21 protein-coding genes are annotated in these 23728 nt (G+C 59.9%); 7 read left to right on the top strand and 14 right to left on the bottom strand.

Annotated features, from left to right (window positions below):
• Positions 1-3: 3 nt before the first annotated feature.
• The 4 genes from emhB to ACIF4X_RS06615 all read left to right on the top strand — a co-directional run bounded on the left by emhB (position 4) and on the right by ACIF4X_RS06615 (position 7322).
• The gene (gene emhB, locus ACIF4X_RS06630; RefSeq protein WP_397481456.1) at positions 4-3153 is read left to right on the top strand and encodes an efflux RND transporter permease subunit EmhB; all 3150 of its coding nucleotides are present in this window, start codon (positions 4-6) and stop codon (positions 3151-3153) included.
• Positions 3150-4610 carry an efflux RND transporter outer membrane subunit EmhC gene (gene emhC, locus ACIF4X_RS06625; RefSeq protein ID WP_397481455.1) on the top strand — a complete coding sequence of 487 codons (1461 nt, stop codon included), beginning with the start codon at positions 3150-3152 and terminating at the stop codon, positions 4608-4610. Before emhB ends, emhC begins: the two co-directional genes overlap by 4 nt.
• Before the next feature lie 377 nt (positions 4611-4987).
• Complete coding sequence (locus tag ACIF4X_RS06620) at positions 4988-6247, top strand: OprD family porin (RefSeq protein ID WP_397481454.1); 1260 nt, start codon at positions 4988-4990, stop codon at positions 6245-6247.
• Between the two features lie 268 nt (positions 6248-6515).
• Complete coding sequence (locus ACIF4X_RS06615) at positions 6516-7322, top strand: methyltransferase domain-containing protein (RefSeq protein WP_397481453.1); 807 nt, start codon at positions 6516-6518, stop codon at positions 7320-7322.
• Between the two features lie 130 nt (positions 7323-7452).
• Here the strand turns inward: ACIF4X_RS06615 and pcaC are convergent, their stop codons facing one another.
• The 12 genes from pcaC to ACIF4X_RS06555 form a co-directional block, all read right to left on the bottom strand.
• Positions 7453-7845, bottom strand: coding sequence for a 4-carboxymuconolactone decarboxylase (gene pcaC / locus ACIF4X_RS06610; protein ID WP_397481452.1), 393 nt, complete (start codon positions 7843-7845; stop codon positions 7453-7455).
• Between the two features lie 10 nt (positions 7846-7855).
• Positions 7856-8647 (bottom strand): 3-oxoadipate enol-lactonase, encoded by a 792-nt coding sequence (gene pcaD / locus ACIF4X_RS06605; RefSeq protein ID WP_397481451.1) that lies wholly within the window; start codon positions 8645-8647, stop codon positions 7856-7858.
• Positions 8648-8659: 12 nt separating this feature from the next.
• Positions 8660-10024 carry a 3-carboxy-cis,cis-muconate cycloisomerase gene (locus ACIF4X_RS06600; RefSeq protein WP_397481450.1) on the bottom strand — a complete coding sequence of 455 codons (1365 nt, stop codon included), beginning with the start codon at positions 10022-10024 and terminating at the stop codon, positions 8660-8662.
• 46 nt (positions 10025-10070) lie between these two features.
• On the bottom strand, positions 10071-11366 hold the full coding sequence (locus tag ACIF4X_RS06595) for an MFS family transporter (protein ID WP_095049154.1): 1296 nt from the start codon (positions 11364-11366) through the stop codon (positions 10071-10073).
• A 210-nt stretch (positions 11367-11576) separates the two neighbouring features.
• The gene (gene pcaG, locus ACIF4X_RS06590; RefSeq protein WP_397481449.1) at positions 11577-12143 is read right to left on the bottom strand and encodes a protocatechuate 3,4-dioxygenase subunit alpha; all 567 of its coding nucleotides are present in this window, start codon (positions 12141-12143) and stop codon (positions 11577-11579) included.
• 1 nt (position 12144) lies between these two features.
• The gene (gene pcaH / locus ACIF4X_RS06585) at positions 12145-12849 is read right to left on the bottom strand and encodes a protocatechuate 3,4-dioxygenase subunit beta (protein WP_397481448.1); all 705 of its coding nucleotides are present in this window, start codon (positions 12847-12849) and stop codon (positions 12145-12147) included.
• A 36-nt stretch (positions 12850-12885) separates the two neighbouring features.
• The gene (pcaF, locus tag ACIF4X_RS06580; protein ID WP_397481447.1) at positions 12886-14091 is read right to left on the bottom strand and encodes a 3-oxoadipyl-CoA thiolase; all 1206 of its coding nucleotides are present in this window, start codon (positions 14089-14091) and stop codon (positions 12886-12888) included.
• Positions 14088-14867: a CoA-transferase subunit beta gene (locus ACIF4X_RS06575; RefSeq protein ID WP_397481446.1), complete on the bottom strand. Its 780-nt coding sequence runs from the start codon at positions 14865-14867 to the stop codon at positions 14088-14090. Before ACIF4X_RS06575 ends, pcaF begins: the two co-directional genes overlap by 4 nt.
• Entirely contained in the window at positions 14867-15724 is an 858-nt protein-coding gene (locus tag ACIF4X_RS06570) for a CoA transferase subunit A (RefSeq protein ID WP_141129393.1), read from the bottom strand. Before ACIF4X_RS06570 ends, ACIF4X_RS06575 begins: the two co-directional genes overlap by 1 nt.
• A gap of 262 nt (positions 15725-15986) precedes the next feature.
• Positions 15987-17333: an MFS transporter gene (locus tag ACIF4X_RS06565; protein WP_194933816.1), complete on the bottom strand. Its 1347-nt coding sequence runs from the start codon at positions 17331-17333 to the stop codon at positions 15987-15989.
• Positions 17334-17627: 294 nt separating this feature from the next.
• Positions 17628-18470, bottom strand: a complete 843-nt coding sequence (pcaR, locus tag ACIF4X_RS06560) for a pca regulon transcriptional regulator PcaR (RefSeq protein ID WP_007917109.1) — start codon at positions 18468-18470, stop codon at positions 17628-17630.
• A gap of 275 nt (positions 18471-18745) precedes the next feature.
• Positions 18746-18919, bottom strand: coding sequence for a hypothetical protein (locus ACIF4X_RS06555; protein WP_397481445.1), 174 nt, complete (start codon positions 18917-18919; stop codon positions 18746-18748).
• 204 nt (positions 18920-19123) lie between these two features.
• Between ACIF4X_RS06555 and ACIF4X_RS06550 the strand changes: the two genes are divergently transcribed.
• Positions 19124-19324, top strand: a complete 201-nt coding sequence (locus ACIF4X_RS06550; protein WP_008080067.1) for a hypothetical protein — start codon at positions 19124-19126, stop codon at positions 19322-19324.
• Positions 19325-19698: 374 nt separating this feature from the next.
• Positions 19699-21174 (top strand): inorganic phosphate transporter, encoded by a 1476-nt coding sequence (locus tag ACIF4X_RS06545; protein WP_397481444.1) that lies wholly within the window; start codon positions 19699-19701, stop codon positions 21172-21174.
• Between the two features lie 1024 nt (positions 21175-22198).
• On the opposite strand, the gene ccoM is transcribed toward ACIF4X_RS06545, so the two are convergent.
• Both ccoM and ACIF4X_RS06535 read right to left on the bottom strand, forming a co-directional pair.
• Entirely contained in the window at positions 22199-22312 is a 114-nt protein-coding gene (gene ccoM, locus ACIF4X_RS06540; protein WP_003222396.1) for a cytochrome c oxidase subunit CcoM, read from the bottom strand.
• A 145-nt stretch (positions 22313-22457) separates the two neighbouring features.
• On the bottom strand, positions 22458-22619 hold the full coding sequence (locus ACIF4X_RS06535) for a hypothetical protein (RefSeq protein WP_397481443.1): 162 nt from the start codon (positions 22617-22619) through the stop codon (positions 22458-22460).
• A gap of 182 nt (positions 22620-22801) precedes the next feature.
• Between ACIF4X_RS06535 and ACIF4X_RS06530 the strand changes: the two genes are divergently transcribed.
• The gene (locus ACIF4X_RS06530; RefSeq protein ID WP_397481442.1) at positions 22802-23668 is read left to right on the top strand and encodes a LysR substrate-binding domain-containing protein; all 867 of its coding nucleotides are present in this window, start codon (positions 22802-22804) and stop codon (positions 23666-23668) included.
• The last annotated feature ends 60 nt before the right edge of the window (positions 23669-23728 follow it).

Raw genomic sequence — 23728 nt, 5'->3', positions numbered from 1 at the left:
CTCATGTCAAAATTCTTCATCGACCGTCCGATTTTCGCTTGGGTAATTGCCCTGGTGATCATGCTGGTCGGGGCACTTTCGATCCTGAAATTGCCGATCAACCAATACCCGAGCATTGCACCGCCAGCCATTGCGATCTCCGTGACCTACCCGGGCGCTTCGGCGCAAACCGTGCAGGACACCGTGGTCCAGGTGATCGAGCAGCAGCTCAACGGTATCGACAACCTGCGTTATGTGTCCTCGGAAAGTAACTCCGACGGCAGCATGACCATCACCGCGACCTTCGAGCAAGGCACCAACTCCGACACCGCGCAGGTGCAGGTTCAGAACAAGCTGAACCTCGCCACCCCGCTGTTGCCGCAGGAAGTGCAGCAACAAGGTATCCGCGTCACCAAGGCAGTGAAAAACTTCCTGCTGGTGATCGGTGTGGTCTCGCGTGACGGCAGCATGACCAAGGACGACCTGTCCAACTACATCGTGTCGAACATGCAGGATCCGATCTCGCGGACCGCCGGTGTCGGTGACTTCCAGGTCTTCGGTGCCCAGTACGCGATGCGCATCTGGCTCGACCCGGCGAAGTTGAACAAATACAACCTGACCCCGGCTGATGTCAGCGCTGCAATCTCGGCACAGAACGTTCAGGTGTCGTCCGGTCAGCTCGGCGGTTTGCCGGCGCTGCCAGGCCAGCAACTGAACGCCACGATCATCGGCAAGACCCGTCTGCAGACTGCCGAGCAGTTCAAGGCGATTCTGCTGAAGGTCAATCAGGACGGTTCGCAAGTTCGTGTCGGTGACGTTGCCGATGTCGGTCTGGGTGGCGAAAACTCGACCATTTCGGCCCAGTTCAACGGCAAGCCGTCGTCCGGTCTGGCTGTGAAGCTGGCCAACGGCGCCAACGCCCTCGACACCGCCAAGGCCCTGCGCAAGACGATTGACGAGCTCAAGCCGTTCTTCCCGGAAGGCATGGAAGTGGTGTTCCCGTACGACACCACCCCGGTGGTGACCGAATCGATCAAGGGTGTGGTTGAAACCCTGGTCGAAGCGATCGTGCTGGTGTTCCTGGTGATGTTCCTGTTCCTGCAAAACTTCCGCGCCACCGTCATCACCACGATGACCGTGCCGGTAGTATTGCTCGGTACATTCGGCATCCTCGCGGCGTTCGGTTTCAGCATCAACACCCTGACCATGTTCGGTATGGTGTTGGCCATCGGCTTGCTGGTGGACGACGCCATCGTTGTGGTGGAAAACGTCGAGCGGGTGATGAGCGAAGAAGGCCTGTCACCGAAGGAAGCGACCAAGAAGTCCATGGGCCAGATCCAGGGCGCACTGGTCGGTATTGCGCTGGTGCTGTCGGCGGTACTGCTGCCGATGGCGTTCTTCAGCGGTTCCACCGGTGTGATCTACAAGCAGTTCTCGATCACCATCGTCTCGGCCATGGCCCTGTCGGTACTGGTCGCGCTGATTTTCACCCCGGCGCTCTGCGCAACCATGCTCAAGGCGATTCCGAAAGGCGAGCACGGCACACCGAAAAAAGGTTTCTTTGGCTGGTTCAACCGTACTTTCGACAGCGGTGTCAGAAAGTACGAGCGCGGTGTCGGCAACATGCTGTCGCGCAAGGCTCCTTACCTGCTGGCGTACCTGCTGATCGTGGTCGGCATGATCTGGCTGTTCACCCGCATTCCAACCGCGTTCCTGCCGGAAGAAGACCAGGGTGTACTGTTCGCTCAAGTGCAAACCCCGGCCGGTTCCAGTGCTGAACGTACGCAAGTCGTGATCGACGAAATGCGTTCCTACCTGCTGGAGAAAGAATCCGGCGCGGTCGCCTCGGTGTTCACCGTGAACGGCTTCAACTTCGCCGGTCGCGGTCAGAGTTCGGGTCTGGCGTTCATCATGCTCAAACCATGGGATGAGCGTGACGCGAGCAACAGCGTGTTCGCCCTCGCCCAACGTGCGCAGCAACACTTCTTCAGTTTCCGTGATGCGATGGTGTTTGCTTTCGCCCCGCCGGCGGTACTGGAATTGGGTAACGCCACCGGTTTCGACGTGTTCCTGCAGGACCGCGCCGGTATCGGTCACGAAAAACTGATGGAGGCACGCAACCAGTTCCTCGGTCTGGCGGCGCAGAGCAAGGTGCTCTATCAGGTGCGTCCGAACGGCTTGAACGACGAGCCGCAATACCACCTGGAAATCGACGATCAGAAGGCCCAGGCCCTCGGCGTGAGCATTGCTGATATCAACAGCACGCTGTCGATCTCCTTCGGTAGTAGCTACGTCAACGACTTCATCGACCGTGGTCGGGTGAAGAAGGTCTACGTGCAAGGTCAGGCCGGTGCTCGCATGAGCCCTGAAGACTTGAAGAAGTGGTACGTGCGCAACAGCGCCGGGACCATGGTGCCGTTCTCCGCGTTCGCCAAGGGTGAATGGATCTACGGCTCGCCCAAACTGGCGCGTTACAACGGTGTAGAAGCGATGGAGATCCTCGGTTCTCCGGCGCCGGGTTACTCCACCGGTGAAGCGATGGCCGAAGTCGAAGCGATTGCCAAGAAGCTGCCGGCGGGTGTCGGTATCTCCTGGACCGGTCTGTCCTACGAGGAACGTCTGTCGGGTTCGCAAGCGCCAGCGCTGTACGCCCTGTCGCTGCTGATGGTGTTCCTGTGTCTGGCGGCGCTGTACGAAAGCTGGTCGATTCCGATCGCGGTTATGCTCGTGGTGCCACTGGGGATCATCGGTGCGCTGCTGGCCACCAGCCTGCGCGGTCTGTCCAACGACGTGTACTTCCAGGTAGGTCTGTTGACGACTATCGGTCTGGCGGCTAAAAACGCCATTCTGATCGTTGAATTCGCCAAGGAACTGCATGAACAGGGACGCAGCCTGCGCGATGCGGCGATTGAAGCCTGCCGCATGCGTCTGCGCCCGATCATCATGACCTCGCTGGCCTTCGTCCTCGGTGTTGTACCGTTGGCGATCTCCACCGGCGCCGGTTCAGGCAGTCAACATGCGATCGGTACGGGCGTGATTGGCGGTATGCTCACGGCCACGATCCTGGCGATCTTCTGGGTCCCACTGTTCTTCGTTACGGTTTCGTCCATCGGCCAGCGTAAGATCGCTGACGAGGATGAAGCTACTGAAACTCCTAAAGAGGCTGGCCAATGAGCAAGTCGCTACTCTCCATCGCAGTCGCCGCCTTCGTGCTGAGCGGTTGTTCGCTGATACCTGACTATCAGCAGCCTGAGGCTCCGGTCGCAGGTCAGTACCCGCAGGGGCCGGCGTATTCGCCGGCCCAGGCTCCGGCGCAGGCCGCTGCCGAGCAGGGCTGGAAGCAGTTTTTCCATGACCCGGCGCTGCAACAGCTGATCCAGGTGTCCCTGGAAAACAACCGCGACCTGCGCGTCGCGGCGCTGAACATCGACGCCTATGCGGCTCAATACCGCATCCAACGTGCCGATCTGTTCCCGGCCGTTTCGGCCAATGCCAGCGGTAGCCGTCAACGGGTTCCGGCCCGTGCCTCGCAGACCGGCGAGTCGAGCATCAGTAGCTCCTACTCCGCCACCGTCGGCATCAGCGCCTACGAACTCGACCTCTTCGGTCGGGTGCGTAGCCTGAGCGAACAAGCCTTGCAACAATACTTCGCCACTGAAGAAGCACGTCGCAGCACCCAGATCAGTCTGGTCGCCAGCGTCGCCAATGCTTACCTGACCTGGCAAGCGGACAAGGAACTGCTCAAGCTGACGCAAGACACCCTCGGTGCCTTCGAAGAAAGCTACAAGCTGACCAGCCGCAGCAACGAAGTCGGCGTGGCTTCGGCGCTGGATCTGGCGCAGTCACGCACTTCCGTGGAAAACGCCCGTGCACAACTGGCGCGTTATACCCGTCAGGTCGCGCAAGACGAAAACAGCCTGACCCTGCTGCTCGGCACCGGTATCCCGGCCAACCTGCAAGCGGCCAAACCGCTGGCCGATGACCTGCTCAGCGATGTACCGCCGGGTCTGCCTTCGGACTTGCTGCAACGTCGCCCAGACATTCTGCAAGCCGAGTACAACCTGAAAGCGGCCAACGCCAACATCGGCGCGGCCCGTGCCGCGTTCTTCCCGAGCATCAGCCTGACCGCCAACGCGGGCAGTCTGAGCCCGGATCTGTCCGGCCTGTTCAAGGGGGGGTCGGGGACGTGGCTGTTCCAGCCGCAGATCAACCTGCCGATCTTCAATGCCGGCAGCCTGCGCGCCAGCCTCGACGCCGCCAAGATCCAGAAGGACATTGGCGTGGCGAACTACGAGAAGTCCATTCAAACGGCCTTCCAGGAAGTCGCCGACGGCCTGGCCGCGCGCCAGACCTACACCGAGCAGCTGCAAGCGCAGCGTGACTTCGTGCAGGCCAACCAGGATTACTACCGTCTGGCCGAACGTCGTTACCGCATCGGCGTCGACAGCAACCTGACCTTCCTCGATGCCCAGCGTCAGCTGTTCAGCGCGCAACAAGCGCTGATCACCGACCGCCTCGCGCAGTTGACCAGTGCGGTCAACCTGTACAAAGCGCTGGGCGGTGGCTGGAATGCGCAAACCGCGCAAAACGAACCGCTGAAAGAAGAAGCGCCGAAGATGAAGTTGTTCTGATCATCATCAGGTGAACACAAGGAGCCCACCGATTGGTGGGCTTTTTGTTGCCTGAGAATCAAAAGATCGCAGCCTTCGGCAGCTCCTACATTTGAATGCGTCCCCCTGTAGGAGCTGCCGAAGGCTGCGATCTTTTGATCTTCAATGCTGTTCGATAATCGCCCAAAACCCGCTTTTACCAATTGAATCAAAACATCCGCGCCCCGCACCATTCGCTCCACAAAACCAATAACAACAGGTTCGACACCATGCTCCCGCGCCCTGCCCCGTCCGGCTGATCGCCATCGTTTCACCCCTGAACACTTTTCATGTCTGCACCCCGAAAACAGGTGGCAGCGCACCCGTTCGCCTTAAAAAAACAAGAGAGACCCGAGCCCATGACAACCTCCCCTGCACCCTATGCAATTCCGGGCCTGATCGCCCTCGCTCTGGCTGGTGCAGCCCTGCCCGTGGCGGCTGAAGAAGCCGGTTTTATCGAAGGCGCCAAGGTCAACCTGAATCTGCGCAACTTCTACATCAACCGCAACTTCACCAACCCGACCAAGGCTCAGGGCAAGGCTGAAGAGTGGACGCAGAACTTCATCCTCGACGCCAAATCCGGCTTCACCCAAGGCACCGTCGGTTTCGGCATGGACGTGCTGGGTCTGTACTCGTTGAAACTCGATGGCGGCAAAGGCACGGGCGGAACGCAGTTGTTGCCACTGGATCACGACGGTCGCCCGGCGGATAACTTCGGCCGCACCAACGTCGCGTTCAAGGCCAAATTTTCCCAGACCGAAGTGAAGGTCGGCGAGTGGATGCCTGTGCTGCCGATCCTGCGTTCGGACGACGGCCGTTCGCTGCCGCAAACTTTCCGCGGCGGCCAGATCACTTCGAAGGAAATCGACGGCCTGACCCTCTACGGCGGCCAGTTCCGCGCCAACAGCCCGCGCGACGACAGCAGCATGAGCGACATGTCGATGACCGGCAAAGCGGCGTTCACCTCTGATCGCTTCAATTTTCAGGGCGGTGAATACGTTTTCAACGAAAAACGCACGCAGATCGGTTTATGGAACGCCGAACTCAAGGACATTTACAGCCAGCAATATGTGAACCTGATCCACAGCCAGCCGCTCGGCGACTGGACGCTGGGCGCCAACCTCGGTTTCTTCTACGGCAAGGATGACGGCAGCGCCCGCGCAGGGGAACTCGACAACAAGACCTGGTCAGGGATGTTTTCGGCCAAATACGGCGGCAACACCTTCTACGTCGGCCTGCAGAAGCTCACCGGCGACAGCGCGTGGATGCGGGTCAACGGCACCAGCGGCGGTACGCTCGCCAACGATAGCTACAACGCCAGCTACGACAATGCGCAGGAACGCTCCTGGCAGTTGCGTCACGACTACAACTTCGCCGCCATGGGCGTGCCCGGCCTGACCCTGATGAACCGCTACATCAGCGGTGACAATGTGCACACCGGGACGATCACCGACGGCAAGGAGTGGGGCCGCGAATCGGAACTGGGCTACACCGTGCAGAGCGGCGCGCTGAAGGATCTGAACGTCAGATGGCGCAACTCGACCATGCGTCGTGACTTCAGCAACAACGAGTTCGACGAGAACCGCCTGATCGTCAGCTACCCGATCAGCCTCCTCTAAACACCGATCCAACCCTGTAGGAGCTGCCGAAGGCTGCGATCTCTTGATCTTGTTTTTAAGATCAAGAGATCGCAGCCTTCGGCAGCTCCTACATTGGAATTCTCGCCATTGGTCAGGAGAAGTGGCACTTTACTGGCCGGGAGGTAAAGTGACAAAACCTGAAGGACTCAGGTGCTTCACCTTTCCGCTTCCGTCGCCGTAGTCGGTCCTCAAGCTGTGAGCCAGGTTGTCATCGGAAGACACCAATGATCACCGGAGGACCACCTCAATGATCGCTCGCGTCAAAGCAACACCCGACTGGGACGCCAAGGCGTACCAACAGTTTTCCCGTCTCAGGCAACGACCGGTCAATGAATTGCTCGACCGTGTCGACCTGCACAACCCGCAACGCATTTACGACCTCGGCTGTGGCACCGGCATTGCCACGCAGTTGTTGGCCAAACGCTGGCCGCGCGCGCAGTTGCAGGGGATCGACAGCTCGGCACAGATGCTCGCTGAAGCGCGCTGCCTGCCGTTCAGAGCGTTGTGGAAACATTGCGATCTGCTCGACTGGCAACCCGAGCAGCCCGCAGATCTGCTGTTGGCCGCCGCCGTGCTGCACTTCATCGATGGCCATGAAACGTTGCTCCCACGCCTGCTTGGCCACCTCAACCCCGGCGGCTGTCTGGCGGCGCACATGCCGGACTGGCGCGATGCCCTGTGGTATCGACTGATGCTCGACACCCTCGAAGACGCCGGCCCGGGCGGCACGCCATTGGGCACACCTGAACTGCGTCAGCGCATGGCTTCACGGCCGTTGTTGGCGCTGGAGGATTACTACCGTTTGCTTGCGCCCATGACCACGTCGCTGGATATCTGGGAGACCGAGCAGTTGCAGGTGGTCGACGGCAAGTCGCCGGTGTACGACTGGGTGAAGGTCTCGGCGCTGCGGCCGGTGATGCAGGCGCTGGATTCAGCGGAACAGGCGCGGTTTATCTATCACTATCTGATGCGGGTGCATAAGCATTATCCACAGGAGGCGGACGGGCATACGCTGTTTGCGTTCAAGCGGATATTTATTGTTGCCATCGTCTGATTTGTCGCGGCCACTACCGCTGTCGCTGGCAAGCCAGCTCCCACAGGTTTTCAGGTGTTCACAAAATCTGCGATCACTGAAGATCCCTGTGGGAGCTGGCTTGCCAGCGATGGCGTCAGCTCAGGCGCCGTCAATCCCGGGATTCAACACCTAGCTCATCCCACACCGACTCGGCCAAATGAAACGTCGCATTCGCCGCCGGGATCCCGCAATAAATCGCACTCTGCATGATCACTTCCTTGATCTCGCCACGGCTCACGCCATTATTGGCTGCCGCACGCAAATGCAGTTTCAGCTCGCCTTCGCGGTTCATGCCGATCAGCATGGCGATGGTGATCAAACTGCGCGTGTGCCGAGGCAGCCCCGGACGCGTCCAGATATCGCCCCAGGCATGCCGGGTGATCATTTCCTGAAACTCCGAGTTGAACTCGGTCAGCGTGGTCAGGCTGCGATCGACATGCGCATCGCCCAACACCGCGCGGCGCACTTGCATGCCTTGGTCGTAACGTTGTTTCTCGTCCACAAAAACTTCCTCACTTAGCCTGCAAAAACGCCAACACGCGATCACTGAAATCCGCGCCAGCCTGCACGTTGGACAGGTGCGCCGCATAGAACTCGGCGTATTCGGCACCGCGCACATGCTCCTGAATGAAATGCCCACCGGCCGGCGGCGTCACCGCATCTTCCGTACCGGCAATCACCAGCAGCGGCACGTTGATCGACGCCAGTTGCTCGCGGAAATCGGCATCACGCACCGCCGCGCAGTTGGCCGCGTAACCCTCAGGCGAAGTGGCCGCAAGCATGTCGGTAATCTGCTTGGCGACCGCCGGATGTGCAGCGGAAAAATCAGGTGTAAACCAGCGAGCAATCGACGCATCACGCAGGGCAACCATCGCCGCCGCGCCGTCACGCAGTACAGTTTCGATGCGTGGATTCCACACCGACGGATCGCCGATCTTTGCCGCCGTGTTGCAGACGATCAGCTTGTTCAACCGATGCCCGGCATTGATCCCCAGCCACTGACCGATCAAGCCACCCATCGACAATCCGCAGAAATGCGCGCGCTCGATGTGCAGCGCATCCAGCAGACCAAGGACGTCGTGCCCGAGTTGCTCGATGCTGTAAGGCCCCGGCGTCACCAGCGATTGGCCATGGCCACGGGTGTCGAAACGCAGCACGCGAAAATGCTCGGTGAACACTGGCATCTGCGCGTCCCACATGTGCAGGTCGGTGCCCAGCGAGTTGGACAACACCAGCACCGGCGCATCGACCGGGCCCTCTATTTGATAGTGCAGTTCGCCATCGGCGAGTTGAACGAAAGCCACAGCCCTCTCCTTTCAGACAGACAATGCGTTGTGTTCGGCCACCGCGCGCTCGACCCAGGTTTTCGCCTGACCGAGGTAATGGGCGGGGTTCAATAGATCATCGAGTTCAGCGCAGCTCAACTCGGCGGTGACTTGCGGTTCGTCACCCAGCACATCGCGCAAATGGCGCTGCTCGGCCACCGCGCGTTTGCAGCATTGCTCAAGCAAGTAATGCGCAGTGTCGCGGCCGACCCGTTGCGCAAGCAGGATGCTCACCGCTTCGGCCAGCACCAGCCCCTGGGTCAATTCGAGGTTGCGCGCCATGCGCTCGGCATCGACTTCCAGGCCATCGGCCAGCAAGCGTGCCTGTTGCAACGAACCGGAAACCAGGCAGCAAATCTCCGGCAAGGTTTCCCATTCGGCATGCCACAAGCCAAGGCTGCGTTCGTGTTCCTGCGGCATCGCGCTGAACAGCGTCGACACCAGACCCGGCACCCGCGTCGCCGCGCCGATCAACACCGCCGCGCCGACCGGATTGCGTTTGTGCGGCATGGTCGACGAGCCGCCCTTGCCCGGCGCCGATGGCTCGAACACTTCGGCGGCTTCGGTCTGCATCAACAGGCTGATGTCGCGGCCGAATTTGCCGAGACTGCCGGCGATCAAACCGAGCACCGCGCCGAGCTCCACCACGCGGTCACGCTGGGTGTGCCACGGTTGTTCGGGCAAGCTCAGTTGCAGTTCTTCGGCCAGGGCTTCAGCGATTGGCAAGGCCTGCGCGCCAAGTGCCGCGAGCGTGCCGGACGCGCCGCCAAATTGCAGCACCAGCAGACGCGGCTTGAGTTCGCGTAGACGCTGACGGCTGCGAGTCACGGCGCCCAACCATCCCGCGATTTTCATGCCGAGGGTGACCGGCGTCGCGTGCTGCAGCCAGGTGCGTCCAGCCAACGGCGTCGCTGCATGGCGTTGTGCTTGAGCGGCAAGTGAATCGGCCAGTTGCGCCAGATCGCTTTCAATCAGTTCCAGCGCCTGACGCAATTGCAGCACCAGCCCGGAATCCATCACGTCCTGACTGGTCGCGCCCAAATGCACATATCGTTCGGCCTCGGCATCCGTTGCGGCGATCTGTTTGCCCAACGCCTTGACCAGCGGAATTGCCGAATTGCCGGCCGTGGCAATCGCCTCGCCCAGCGTCGCGAAGTCATACAGTCCCGCATTGCACGCCGCCGCAATCGGAGCAACAGCAGACGCCGGAATCAAACCCACCCGCGCCTCGGCCCGGGCCAACGCCGCTTCAAAGTCGAGCATCGCCTGCACGCGGCCCTGATCGCAGAACACTTCACGCATATCGCGGGCAGTGAAGTAGGCATCGAACAATTGATTGCCCGGTCGCTGAGTCATAAACAGTCCTTGCCGGCGCGGGCCGAGGTGGCCCGCGCGCATCGGGTTAGAGATCGTGGTGCAAGTACGCCGCCTGTTTCGGCAGGCGCAGGCTGAACAGGAAGGCGATCGCCATCATGGCCGTCACGTACCAGTAGAAGGAGTTTTCCATGCCGATGTTCTTCAGGCTCAGGGCGACGAATTCCGCCGAGCCGCCGAAGATCGCATTCGCCACCGCATAGGCCAGACCGACGCCGAGGGCGCGGACTTCCGGCGGGAACATTTCGGCTTTCACCAAGCCACTGATCGAGGTGTAGAAACTGACAATCGCCAGCGCCACGGTGATCAGCACAAACGCGAGGAACGGGCTGCTGACGCTTTTCAGGCTCAGCAGAATCGGCACGGTGAACAACGTGCCGAGTGCACCGAACCAGAGCATCGAATTACGTCGGCCGATCTTGTCCGCGAGCATGCCGAACAGCGGCTGCATGCACATATAAAGGAAGAGCGCGCCGGTCATGATGTAGCTGGCGGTCTTGGCGTGCATGCCGGCGGTGTTCACCAGATACTTCTGCATGTAGGTGGTAAAGGTGTAGAAAATCAGCGAACCACCGGCGGTATAACCGAGCACGGTGATGAACGCGGCTTTGTGATCGCGGAACAGTGCGCTGATGCTGCCAGCGTCTTTGTGCGCGCGGGTTTCCTTGTTGGTGGTCTCTTTCAGTGAACGACGCAGGAACAGCGAAATCAGCGCCGCCACTGCACCGACCACAAACGGAATCCGCCAGCCGTAGGCGCGCAGATCTTCTTCGGTGAGGAATTGCTGCAAAACCACCACCAGCGACACAGCCAACAGTTGCCCGCCGATCAGCGTCACGTACTGGAACGAGGCGAAAAATCCGCGCTGGCCCTTGAGGGCGACTTCGCTCATATAGGTCGCGGTGGTGCCGTACTCGCCGCCGACCGACAGGCCCTGCAGCAAGCGTGCGAACAACAGCAAGACCGGTGCCCAGACGCCGATGTCCTTATAGGTCGGCAAGCAGGCAATCAGCAACGAGCCGAAGCACATCATCAGAATCGAGATGAGCATCGAGTTCTTGCGACCGTGCTTGTCGGCAACGCGACCGAAAATCCAGCCACCGATCGGGCGCATCAGGAAGCCGGCAGCGAACACGCCAGCGGTGTTGACCAACTGCACCGTCGGGTTGTCGGAGGGGAAAAACGCCGGGGCGAAATAGATCGCGCAAAAGGCATAGACGTAGAAGTCGAACCATTCGACGAGGTTGCCGGACGAGGCGCCGACAATGGCAAAGATGCGCTTGCTGCGCTCTTCACCGGTGTAATGGGAGGTGGTGGTTGTCATTGTTTTTCACTCGATAGGGACAGTGAGAGTCTAGACATACTTTGCAACAGTCCCGTTCCACATCCTATATCGATCGTTCCCACGCTCCGCGTGGTAACGCATCCGGTGACGCTCCGCGTCACAGTGGACGCGGAGCGTCCCTAGCGGCATTCCCACGCAGAGCGTGGGAACGATCATGTAGGAGCTGCCGCAGGCGGCGATCTTTTGATCTTAATAATCGAAGAACACGGTCTCGGCATCGGTGCCTTGCAGAATCACATTCCACTGGTAAACACCCGACGCATCCTTCTTCGCCAGCAAGGTCGTGCGACGTTCAGCCGGGACGCATTCGAGCAACGGATCATCAACGTTGGCCGGCTCGCCCTCAAAGTAAATCCGCGTCAGCAAGTGCTTCACCAACCCGCGCGCAAACACCAGTACCACCAAGTGCGGCGCTTGGGTCGAACCTTTCAAGCCCTCAACTGCACCCGGTTTGATCGTGGTGAAACGAAACCGCCCTTCCGCATCCACCGGCACCCGGCCAAAGCCTTCAAAGTTCGGATCGAGCGGCTTGTCCTGCTCGTCTTCCGGGTGGTCGTATTTACCGGCGGCGTTGGCCTGCCAGACTTCGAGCATAGCGTCGTTGACGACATCGCCGTTGCCATCCACCACCTGCCCGGTGATCGCCACGCGCTCGCCGAGGGTTTGCTCGACGGTGAGGTCTTCACGGTTCAGCCAGGTCAGGCCGATGTGGTAGTACGGTCCGACGGTGTGGGACGTGGTCGCAGTCAGCGTCATCTTATTTCTCCATCGGCGTGGCTTCACGCCCGCGCAGCACGATGTCCCAACGATAACCGAGGGCGTAGGACGGAATGGTTTTTTCCAGATCGAAACGGGCGATCAGGCGTTCCTTGGCCGAGGTGTCCGGCACGCAGTTGTAGATCGGGTCATACGCCAGCAGCGGATCGCCCGGGAAGTACATTTGTGTGACCAGACGGGTAAGGATGCTTGGCCCGAACAGCGAAAAGTGGATGTGCGCCGGACGCCAGGCGTTGTGGTGGTTGCCCCACGGATACGCGCCGGGCTTGATGGTCTGGAACTGATACCAGCCATCGGCGTCGGTGACGGTGCGGCCGGTGCCGGTGAAGTTCGGGTCCAGCGGCGCGTCGTGCAGGTCGCGCTTGTGGTTGTAGCGGCCGGCGGCGTTGGCCTGCCAGATCTCCACCAGAATTCCCGGTACCGGCAGACCATTTTCGTCGAGCACGCGGCCGTGAATGATGATGCGTTCGCCCTGCGGCTCGCCTTCATGCTGGGCGGTCAGGTCGTTATCGGTGTCGCCCACACGCTCGGCGCCGATGATCGGCCCGGTGATTTCCGACAGCGAGTGCGGCAGAAACACCAATGGCTTCGACGGCGAGCGCAGGTTGGTGGATTGATACGTCGGGTGCAGGTACTCAGGCTGCGTGCCTTCCTGCGGACGACGGTAACCAGGCTTGTCAGACATGTCGCTTTCCTCTGTTCTTATTCGTCACGGCTTGCGTCAGACGCGTTCGATGGCCAGGGCCAGACCTTGGCCAACACCGACGCACATGGTCGCCAGACCTTTCTTGCCACCGGTTTTTTCCAGCTGATGCAGCGCGGTCAGCACCAGACGTGCACCGCTCATGCCCAACGGGTGACCCAAGGCAATGGCGCCACCGTTCGGGTTGACCTGCGCGGCATCGTCCGCCAGGCCCAATTCACGCAGCACCGCCAAGCCTTGGCTGGCAAACGCTTCGTTGAGTTCGATGACGTCGAAATCGTTGACGGCTACGCCCAGGCGCTCGATCAATTTTCGCACCGCCGGCACCGGGCCAATGCCCATCACACGCGGTGCCACACCGGCGCTGGCCATGCCGAGCACTTTGGCGCGGGCGGTCAGGCCGTGTTTTTTCACGGCTTCGGCGGAAGCGAGAATCAGCGCAGCGGCACCGTCATTGACGCCGGAGGCATTGCCAGCGGTAACGGTTTTGTCCGGGCCGTTGACGGGTTTGAGTTTGGTCAGTGCTTCAATCGTCGTGTCGGCGCGCGGATGTTCATCCTGGCTAACTACGGTTTCGCCCTTCTTGTGGGCAATCCGTACTTCAACAATTTCTTCGGCGAAGTAGCCTGCGGCCTGCGCGGCGGCGGTACGTTGCTGACTGCGCAGGGCGAAAGCGTCCTGATCGGCGCGCGACACTTTATAGTCGTCGGCGACGTTGTCCGCGGTCTGCGGCATCGCATCGACGCCGTACTGCGCCTTCATCAACGGGTTGATAAAGCGCCAGCCGATGGTGGTGTCTTCCAGCTTCATGTTTCGCGAAAACGCTGCGTCAGCCTTGCCCATCACGAACGGCGCACGGGACATCGACTCGACGCCACCGGCAATTGCCAGCTCCATCTCGCCGCTGGCAATCGCGCGGAACGCGGTGCCGATCGCGTCCATGCCCGAAGCGCAAAGACGATTGAGGGTCACCCCCGGCACCGTCTCCGACAGGCCGGCCAGCAGCAGCGCCATGCGCGCAACGTTGCGGTTGTCTTCGCCGGCCTGGTTGGCGCAGCCGAGAAACACTTCGTCGATGGCGCTCCAGTCCACCGATGGATTGCGCTCCATCAGGGCCTTGATCGGCACAGCGGCCAAATCGTCGGCACGAACGGCAGACAAACCGCCGCCGAAACGGCCGATCGGCGTGCGAATCGCGTCGCAGATATAAACGTCGCGCATCATGCTTCTCCCGGTGCCTGACCGTGGGCGGCGGCAGTGCGTGCTTCAAGATCACGCAGCGCCGTCAGTTCGACGTCGGTCGGTTCAGCGGTAGTTTCAACGTTGTCAGCAAAACGTATCGCCCAACCGGTGGCCGCGACCACTTGCTCGCGGGTAACGCCAGGATGCAGCGCGGTGACCACGAACTCGTGGGTGCCCGCTTCCGGCTCCATGATGCACAGGTCGGTGATGATCCCGACCGGGCCGGCGCCCGGCAGGCCCAGACGTTTGCGTGAATCGCCGCCCTCGCCATGACCGACCGAGGTGATGAAATCGAGCTTGTCGACAAACGAACGCGCCGATTGTTTAAGGATGATCAACACGCTTTTCGCCGAACCGGCAATCTCCGGCGCGCCACCGGCACCCGGCAGGCGCACTTTCGGCGAGAAATAATCGCCAACCACGGTGGTGTTGATGTTGCCGAAACGGTCGACCTGCGCGGCGCCGAGAAAACCGACATCGATGCGCCCGCCCTGCAACCAATAGCGAAAAATCTCACCGGTCGGTACCACGGTGTCAGCAGTTTCCGCCAGTTCGCCGTCACCGATGGACAGCGGCAGCACGCTCGGCTTGGCGCCAATCGGGCCCGATTCGTAGATCAGCACCACGTCCGGCGAAGAAGTCAGACGCGCGAGGTTGGCGGCTTTCGACGGCAGGCCGATGCCGACGAAGCACACCGAGCCGTTCTTCAGGCGACGGGCTGCGGCGACGGTCATCATTTCATTGGTGGTGTAAGTCATTACTTGGCCTCCGAAGCAGCGGCCAACTTGGCCTGGAACGCGCTGAAGTCAGCGCAGCCATGGATGTATTCGTTGATCCACGCGGTAAACGTCTCACGGTCGCGGGCGATCGGATCCCACGCCTGATAGAAACGATTGTCGCGCTCGTTGTAACCGTGGGCGTAGGACGGATGTGCGCCACCGGGCACATGGCAGACCGCGCTCAGGGCCCAAGTCGGCAATACGCAGGAGTTCATCGGTGCGTTGAGGTTGTCGACGATTTCTTCGACGGTAACGATGCAGCGCTTGGCGGCCAGTGCGGCTTCTTTCTGTACGCCGAGAATGCCCCACAGCAGCACGTTGCCCTGGCGGTCGGCTTTCTGTGCGTGGATCACGGTCACGTCCGGACGCACCGACGGTACTGCCGCCAACACTTCACCGGTGAACGGGCAGGTCACGGACTTGATCAGCGGATTGACCTTCGGCAGGTCGGAACCGGCGTAGGCTCGCAGCACCGCGAACGGCAAGCCGGAGGCGCCAGCCACGTAGGCATTCGCCAGGTCGGCATGGCTGTGCTCTTCGATTTCGAGAGCGTGCGGCCATTGCTTCTCGACCGCGTCGCGCAGACGGTGCAGCGAGCCCACGCCCGGGTTACCGCCCCAGGAGAAAATCAGTTTGCGTGCGCAACCGGCGCCGATCAGTTGGTCGTAGATCAGGTCAGGCGTCATCCGCACCAGCGTCAGATCTTTCTTGCCCTGACGAATGATTTCATGACCCGCTGCCGTAGGGATCAGGTGAGTGAAGCCTTCGAGTGCGACGGTGTCACCGTCGTTGACGAACTGCTTCACCGCGTCGTGCAGCGAAAGGATCTCAGCCATGGAGCGGGCTCCTGTTTTTGTAATGAATCGCCAGTGATAAAAAGGCGCGAGGTTCAGCGCCGGAGTCACTGAAGATTAAGCCTGGGAAAATCGCCAAACAATCCGATAATCGACTGAGTGTTCGTTTATCGAACAGATTGTTGTCAACCTATCGGTTCGTGTTGCCTGCAAAAGATCGCAGCCTTCGGCAGCTCCTACAGGGTTACGCGTTCACATGTAGGAGCTGCCGAAGGCTGCGATCTTTTCGCTTTACATCGAAATATCAGGTCGCATCCGCATGACTGACCATGCCTTTGATCACCACCGCAGTGGTGGCCAATGCCGCCGGAATCACCAACGCCGTCAGCACCTGCTCGAAATTCCAGCCCAGGCCCAACAAGGTCGCGCCCATCCACGCCCCGAGAATCGCGCCAAAGCGACCAATCCCCAACATCCACGAGACCCCGGTCGCACGCCCCTGAGTCGGGTAGAACCGCGCCGCCAGCGACGGCATCGCCGATTGCGCACCGTTCACGCACATACCCGCCACCAGCACCAACGTCGCCAGCAAGGTGATATTCCCAAGGCTCTGCCCCACCGCGTAGGCAAAGACCCCGGCCAGCAGGTAGAAAGTGCCGATGACCTTGTGCGGATTGAAGCGGTCCATCGCCCATCCCACAGCCACAGCGCTCAATACACCGCCAAACTGGAACAATGCACCGATGAACGCGGCTTGTTCCATGCTCGCGCCACTGTCTCGCATCAGCGTCGGCAGCCAACTGGTCAGCAGATAAACGATCACCAGGCCCATAAAATAGGTCAGCCACAGCAGCAAGGTGCCGGTGCTGTAAGTGCCGGAGAAGATCACCGCGAACACATTGCGCGCCTTGACGGTTTTTTGTTCCGGCACACTGAAGCTGGAAGCCTGAGCCACAGTGACCGGATCAATCGGTGCCAGAGTCTTGCGGACTTTGTCGGTGCCACGGTTACGGACGACAAGGTAACGCGCCGATTCCGGCAGCCAGAACAGCAGCACCACCGCGAGGATCAGGGGCAAGATCCCGCCGATCAGCAGCAGGCTGTGCCAGCCGAATGCCGGAATCAGCTTGGCGGAAATAAACCCGCCACCGGCCATACCGAGGTTGAAACCGCAGAACATGCTGGTCACCAGCAGCGATTTCTTGCGCTCCGGAGTGTATTCCGAGAGCAGCGTGGTGGCGTTGGGCATGCCGGCGCCCAGACCCAGACCGGTCAGGAAACGCAGCACCAACAGTTGTTCAACGTTAGTGCTGTAGGCCGACGCCAGGCTGAAGGCACCGAACAGAACCACGGCGCCGACGAGTACGACTTTTCGCCCGAAGCGGTCAGCCAAAGGGCCGGAACCGAGTGCACCGAAGACCATGCCGATCAACGCCGCGCTCATCACCGGGCCAAGGCTGGCGCGGTCGATGCCCCAATCCTGGGACAACGCTGGGGCAATAAAACCCATCGCCGCCGTGTCGAGGCCATCGAGGAAGACAATCAGGAAACACAGGATCACCACCCGCCACTGATAGCGCGAGATCGGTTGGGCATTGATGAAGGTCTGCACGTCAAGGCAGTTACCCACAGCGGACTGAGGCTGGTTCATTATTTTTATTCCACGCAAAAAACGCAGTCGAACGGCGGCCGGCCAGAGAGCGGCGCGGTCACAAGAATAGAAGGTCTGGATCAGGCGTTGCGGTGAACCCGGCAACAGGGGATGGGGCTGAGACAGTCGGGGAGCATGCGCATGGTGAGTTGCCTCTTGTCATTATTATGGGAGTCGGCAGTCCGGCGGGCTCATTCACATCAGCGCCGGATGACGCTGCCGCGACATTAATGATCCGAGGGTTTTAGCGTCAATTCGATAAACGCAACACTGTGCGTTTATCGAACAGCTTCCTCAGGCGAACAATTGCGCACTGAGGTCGCGGCTGGCGCTGAGCAGGCCCGGCAGGAAGCGTTGCTCAAGCTCGGTACGGCTGACGCGACCGGCGTGGGTGCTGACATTGAGCGCCGCAACAACCTGGCCGGAAGCGTCGTAGACCGGCACGGCAATCGAACGCAGGCCTTGTTCCAGCTCTTGATCGACAATGCACCAGCCTTGCTGCCGCACCTCCTGCAGGCATTCGAGCAACGCATCAGGTGTATGGATCGTGCGGCTGGTCTTGGCGACCAGTTCGGCGTGGTCGAGGTATTCACGCAATGACGTATCGTCGAGTGCTGCCAGCAGTATCCGGCCCATCGATGTGCAGTACGCCGGCAAACGACCGCCCACCGACAGGTCCACCGAAATCAGCCGCTGGGTGGTCGCCGAGCGCGCGATGTAGAGAATGTCATCACCCTCCAGTGTGGCCATGTTGCAGGCTTCGTGCAGTTGCTCGCTCATGCGGTCGAGGTAGGGCTGGGCGGACACCGCCAACGGCGTCGACGACAGATACGCATGACCGAGGGTCAGCACTTTGGGCAGCAACGAATAGGTGCGCCCGTCGGTGGTGGCGTAGCCGAGTTTGATCAAGGTATGCAGGCAACGGCGCACGGCGGCGCGAGGAATTTCCGTACGGTGGCTGATCTGCGCGATGGTCAGATGGCGCTTGCGCTCCTGAAATGCCTGCACCACCGCCAGACCACGGGCCAGCGAGGTCATGAAGTCCGGATCACCGGTCAGCGCCTGGATACGTTTGGCCGGCGACGCGACGATCGGCGGCGCCACGGAGGTGAAAGAGTTGCGCATTTGATCGTTCATTTCTTGTCCTTTTATCCGGCACGGATCAATGGGCTATACAAGCGGCTCGCCGACCAATGCACAAGCGTCGGACCTGCAAGATTGGGCGATTATCGAACCGCCGACCGATAATCGCAATCAACTGTTGCGGTCGCCTCAAGCCCTTCTCTGGGGTTTACTCAACTTCTCTCGTTATCCGAATCACGGCCTTAGTTGTTCGACTAAATGGCGCCAAAAACCGATCGCTCGCCCAATAAAGGCCACCCCGCACTTCAACTAGCGACAAAAGTTGCGAGTCACAAAACAATCACACATCCAGAACCGTTTTTAACTTGGCAAAGATAGTCATTCCTGAATCGACCGCTATAATGCACCTCAGTGGCACCTCGTTTGTAAACGCCGAGGTCGTCACCCGCTGCGGCGATGTCCATCGCCAACAGCCCGGCCAGCGCCTGACGCGCATCACTCATGCAACGCCTGCGCTCGCCGAAACAGGAAACTGATGCTGCGTCAGTTTTTATCTGGTGCCGTAGCCGCCTGTAACACGGAAGTCTTGATCGCCCCACCGAATACACCAATGCCTGTCCGGGTCTTGGCTGCTCGGTGGCTTCGTTCAATCGATTTGTTGCAGTGCGTTTCACCAGACACTTAACTCAACTCATACAGGTAGCACTGTGACGAAAGACGAACTGCGCGCGGAACTTGAGCGCCAGGAACAACGTTACAAGGAAGTTTACGGCGGGGAAGTCACCACCTACGCCGCTCAGCCCGAACCGGAACGCAAAGCGTGGCGTAAACGCCCGACCGTTCAGGATCAGGTCTTCAAGCAAGAAATCGAAAAGATCGAAAAGGAACTCAAAGCTGAAGAGCCTTGAGCCACAGTTTTTGGATCGTTAAAGGTTTTACGTCCACACCGGTTACAAGCGCGGTGGAACGACGATGCCTTGCGCGCCCGCTACCCGCGGGCAGCGGCCATCATCCGGTCTGGCAGACTGAGGACGGGCGTCCTACAGGTTTCACAGATATTTCAGACAAGCGTTCGAGCCCTCTCCGCGACGATGAAATCGCCTACGAAACAAGCCTTTTACCAAGTAAATCAATGACTTGAAAAACCCTGCGCTGCGCTGGGTTTTCATGCGCTGCAACAAATTAAATCGAAGAAGTGTGTAACCGATGAGCAGGTAGGGGATCGATTTCCAGTCTTTTCTGGCATAATCGCGCCCCCTTACGACCGGGTCAGAAAACCTTCATGATCGATTTATTCAGCGGACTGGATGCTTGGGTGCTTGTGAGCCTCTTGCTCGCCCTGACGTTTGTCCTCGCCTTCGAGTTCATCAATGGATTTCATGACACCGCTAACGCGGTAGCCACTGTTATCTACACCAAAGCCATGCCGCCCCACCTGGCGGTGTTCTTTTCCGGTGTGTTCAATTTCCTCGGCGTGCTGCTGGGCGGCGTTGGCGTGGCGTATGCCATTGTCCATTTGCTCCCGGTTGAACTGCTGATCAATGTGAACACCGGCCATGGCCTGGCGATGGTGTTCTCGTTGCTCGCCGCGGCAATCGCCTGGAACCTGGGCACCTGGTACTTCGGTATCCCGGCTTCCAGCTCGCACACCTTGATCGGCTCGATCCTCGGTGTCGGCCTGGCCAACGCCCTGATCAACGATATTCCGTTGGCCGACGGCGTGAACTGGCAGAAAGCGATCGACATTGGCGCCTCGCTGGTGTTCTCGCCGATGGCCGGCTTCCTGATCGCCGCGCTGATCCTGATCGGCCTGAAATGGTGGCGCCCGCTGTCGAAGATGCACAAGACACCGGAACAGCGCCGCAAGATCGACGACAAGAAGCATCCGCCATTCTGGAACCGTCTGGTCCTGGTGATCTCGGCCATGGCCGTGAGCTTCGTGCACGGTTCCAACGATGGCCAGAAAGGCATCGGCCTGATCATGCTGGTGTTGATCGGTATCGTCCCGGCGCAGTTCGTCCTCGACCTGAACAGCACCACCTATCAGATCGAACGCACCCGCGATGCGACCCTGCACCTGAGCCAGTTCTACCAGCGCAATGCCGATTCGCTGGGTGAATTCCTGGCCCTGGGCAAAAGCGTTGAAGGCGACCTGCCGGAGAAGTTCCGCTGCAACCCGCAGCAGACCGAACCAACCATCAGCGCCCTGCTGCACACGCTTAAAGGCGTAGCGGACTACCACTCGTTGTCGTCGGATAGCCGCATCGAAGTGCGTCGTTACCTGCTCTGCCTGGACGACACCGCGAAGAAGGTTGGCAAGCTGCCTGGCCTGGAAGCCCGTGAAAAGGCTGACCTCGACAAGCTGCGCAAAGACCTGACCACCACCACTGAATACGCCCCGTTCTGGGTGATTCTGGCGGTTGCACTGGCCTTGGGCCTGGGCACCATGGTTGGCTGGAAACGCGTTGTATTGACCATTGGCGAGAAGATCGGCAAGCAAGGCATGACCTATTCTCAGGGCATGGCGGCGCAGATCACGACTGCCAGTTTGATTGGTATGGCCAACATCTTCAGCCTGCCGGTGTCGACCACTCACGTGCTGTCTTCGGGCGTGGCTGGCACCATGGTTGCCAACAAGAGCGGCCTGCAGGGTGGCACGGTTCGCACCATTCTGTTGGCGTGGGTGTTGACCCTGCCGGCGACGGTTGCGCTGTCGGCCGGGTTGTTCTGGCTGGCGTCGAAGGCGTTGGGTAGTTGATAGATAGCGGTACATGAGAAAGGCGCGACTCGAGAGGATCGCGCCTTTTTTTTGTTTGGGGTTTTGGATTTGGGATTGGATTGGATTGGGGGCATATCCGTTTTTGCGGGTGCTGCCGCTGGCGGTTTCGCTCTTACAGCGAGTCCCTTTTTCAAACGCCAAAAAGGAACCAAAAGGCTTGGCCCCTGGCGTACGGCACTTCGCTGAGGCTCAGTGTTCCCTCGCTACGGTGTCCATCCGGGGGCATCGCCTACGGTTTGCTTCGCTGCACCTCCTCTCGATGAATGCGGCTGCGCCGCACGGCGCTGCGCGCCTACCCCCGGATGAACACCTCCGCTCGGCCTGCCGATGGGGCAAAAAATCAAAAGCCAAAGCCAGAGCAAGATCAAAAGCCAGATCAAAAACCCCTCACCCTAGCCCTCTCCCGGAGGGAGAGGGAACTGATCGTGGTGTTTGGGCGAGCTACGCCGACGTGCGATACCGCGTCGAACGCGCATTTTGAAAAGCCCAAAAATCGGCTCCCTCTCCCTCGGGAGAGGGCTGGGGTGAGGGGCGAGAACACCACAATAACCAAAGCCGACCACGCCCCGCTCTTCACCACTCAACAGGATGAGCGTTAGCTCGGCTGCAGCTCTTGATCTGTAGGGCGACGTCGGAAGGCTGAGTGGAGGGATTGATCCGGGCGTGGGAGCGCAGCGACCGTTTGGCGCAGCCAAACACAGCGAGAGGAGGTGCAGCGAAGCAAACCGTAGGCGCTGCGCCCGGATCGATCCCGGAGCGAAGGAACCCCGAGCCCCAGCGAGCGGGCCGCACGTAGGAGCAAGCGTTTTTTGCTTACTTTTTTTGGCGTTTGAAAAAAAGTGAGTCGCCGTAAGGGCGAAACCGCCAGTGGCAACACCCGAAAAAACGGATATTCACCAAAGCCCCAAGAACCTGGTCGGCCCAAAGGCCGCCAAGACACAAAAAAAAAAGGGGCAACCGAAGTCGCCCCAAAATGCCTTGCGTGCTCATCAATCCAGAAGAATCACTTCTTGCGCTTATTCGCGTCCTTCCAGATAAAAAATCCAAACCCTGCAAAAAACAGAACCATCAGCCCTACAGTCAGGACCCCGGCAAACACCACGTTATCGAAAAACATGACTGGCCTCCTGGCCCCTGCTCTGCTGCGATGGAACTAAGTTACCAAACACACAGGCGCACAAATTGACCGGGATCAATACCAGCAACGAAGGGAGTAGAAGGAGGGAAATTAAATGACCTGCATCAACGGACGCAGGGGAAGATCAACGCTTTTTCGGCTTGTTTTTCGACTTTTTCTTGGTTTTTCCCAACGGCATGGCCTGCTCGAACGCCTGGCGCACTTCATTCAGACGCTTCTCGTTAAGGTCATGCACGCGCTTGGCGCGTTCAGCGCCCAGGTCAATCAGTTTGTCGTCTTGGCTCATGGCGTCATTACATCACTTGAATGAATCACAACTGCCACATCACCGGCAGGACTGCGCCAATAATGCCGCCTGACGCTGGCACTGACCAGCCATTGCCAGTGACGACAGGCAACAATTGATGTACCGAATAACAGTTTTGCCCGCAGAATCTGCGCTTTGCGCCAAACCCGAGGATGTTTGCCGTGCCTTTGCACCAGGATCTGCCACCGCTGATGGCCTTGCGCGTCTTTGAAGCCGTCGCCCGCCACTTGAGCTTCATCAAGGCCGCCGACGAGTTGTCGGTGACGCAAAGTGCGATCAGCCATCAGGTACACAAACTCGAAGCATTTCTGGATCAGCGACTGTTTGTCCGGCGTACCCGCGCAATCGACCTGACACCCGCCGGCGCAGCCTACTATCGCCAGATCGAACCGGCACTCGCCGCCATCGCCGCCGCCAGCCGCGAATTGCGCGGCAATCAACGCACGACCTTGCGAATCGGCCTGCTGGCGTCGTTTGCCACCTTGTGGCTGGCCTCGCGACTCAGCGACTTCCGGGCCAGACACCCCGACATCCATGTCGAACTGATCCCCGCCGTGCAGTTGGCCGACGTCAAGGGTGGCGAAGTCGATCTGGCCATTCGTTACGGCAAGGGCCATTGGCCGGACGTACAGGCCCGACGCTTCATGACCGAAACGCTGACACCGGTGTGCAGCCCGGCCTTCAAGCGAACGGGTGTGCAAAACGGTCCCCTGTTGATGGCCAAATCGCTGCAACCGTTCGAATGGACTGACTGGAGCCAGCACAGCGGCATCGATCTGGCTCAGGTGCCGAGCGTCATGCTGCATGACTACAACATCGTGGTCGAATCAGCCGTCGCCGGTCAGGGCATCGCCATGGGACGGCAATGCCTGATCGCTCGCCGCCTCAAGGAAGGCTCCTTGGTGCCGGCCTTTGATACCGCGCCGCTACGGGGTGACATCGGCTATTGGCTGGTGACGCCGGAGCGGCCCTTGTCCGCGCCGGCCGCGTGTTTCAGCCAATGGCTGGATGAAGCCGCCGACGCATGAGCCATTTCGATTCATCGGATTAAATCTATCCGTTTGTCGCCCTCCCCTCGTTTCAACATG

The sequence above is a fragment of the Pseudomonas sp. NPDC085632 genome (assembly GCF_044541255.1).
In the GTDB taxonomy this organism is placed as follows: Bacteria; Pseudomonadota; Gammaproteobacteria; order Pseudomonadales; family Pseudomonadaceae; genus Aquipseudomonas.
Note: the sequence above shows the minus strand (reverse complement) of the source record. Positions and strands in the feature narration are given on the sequence as shown.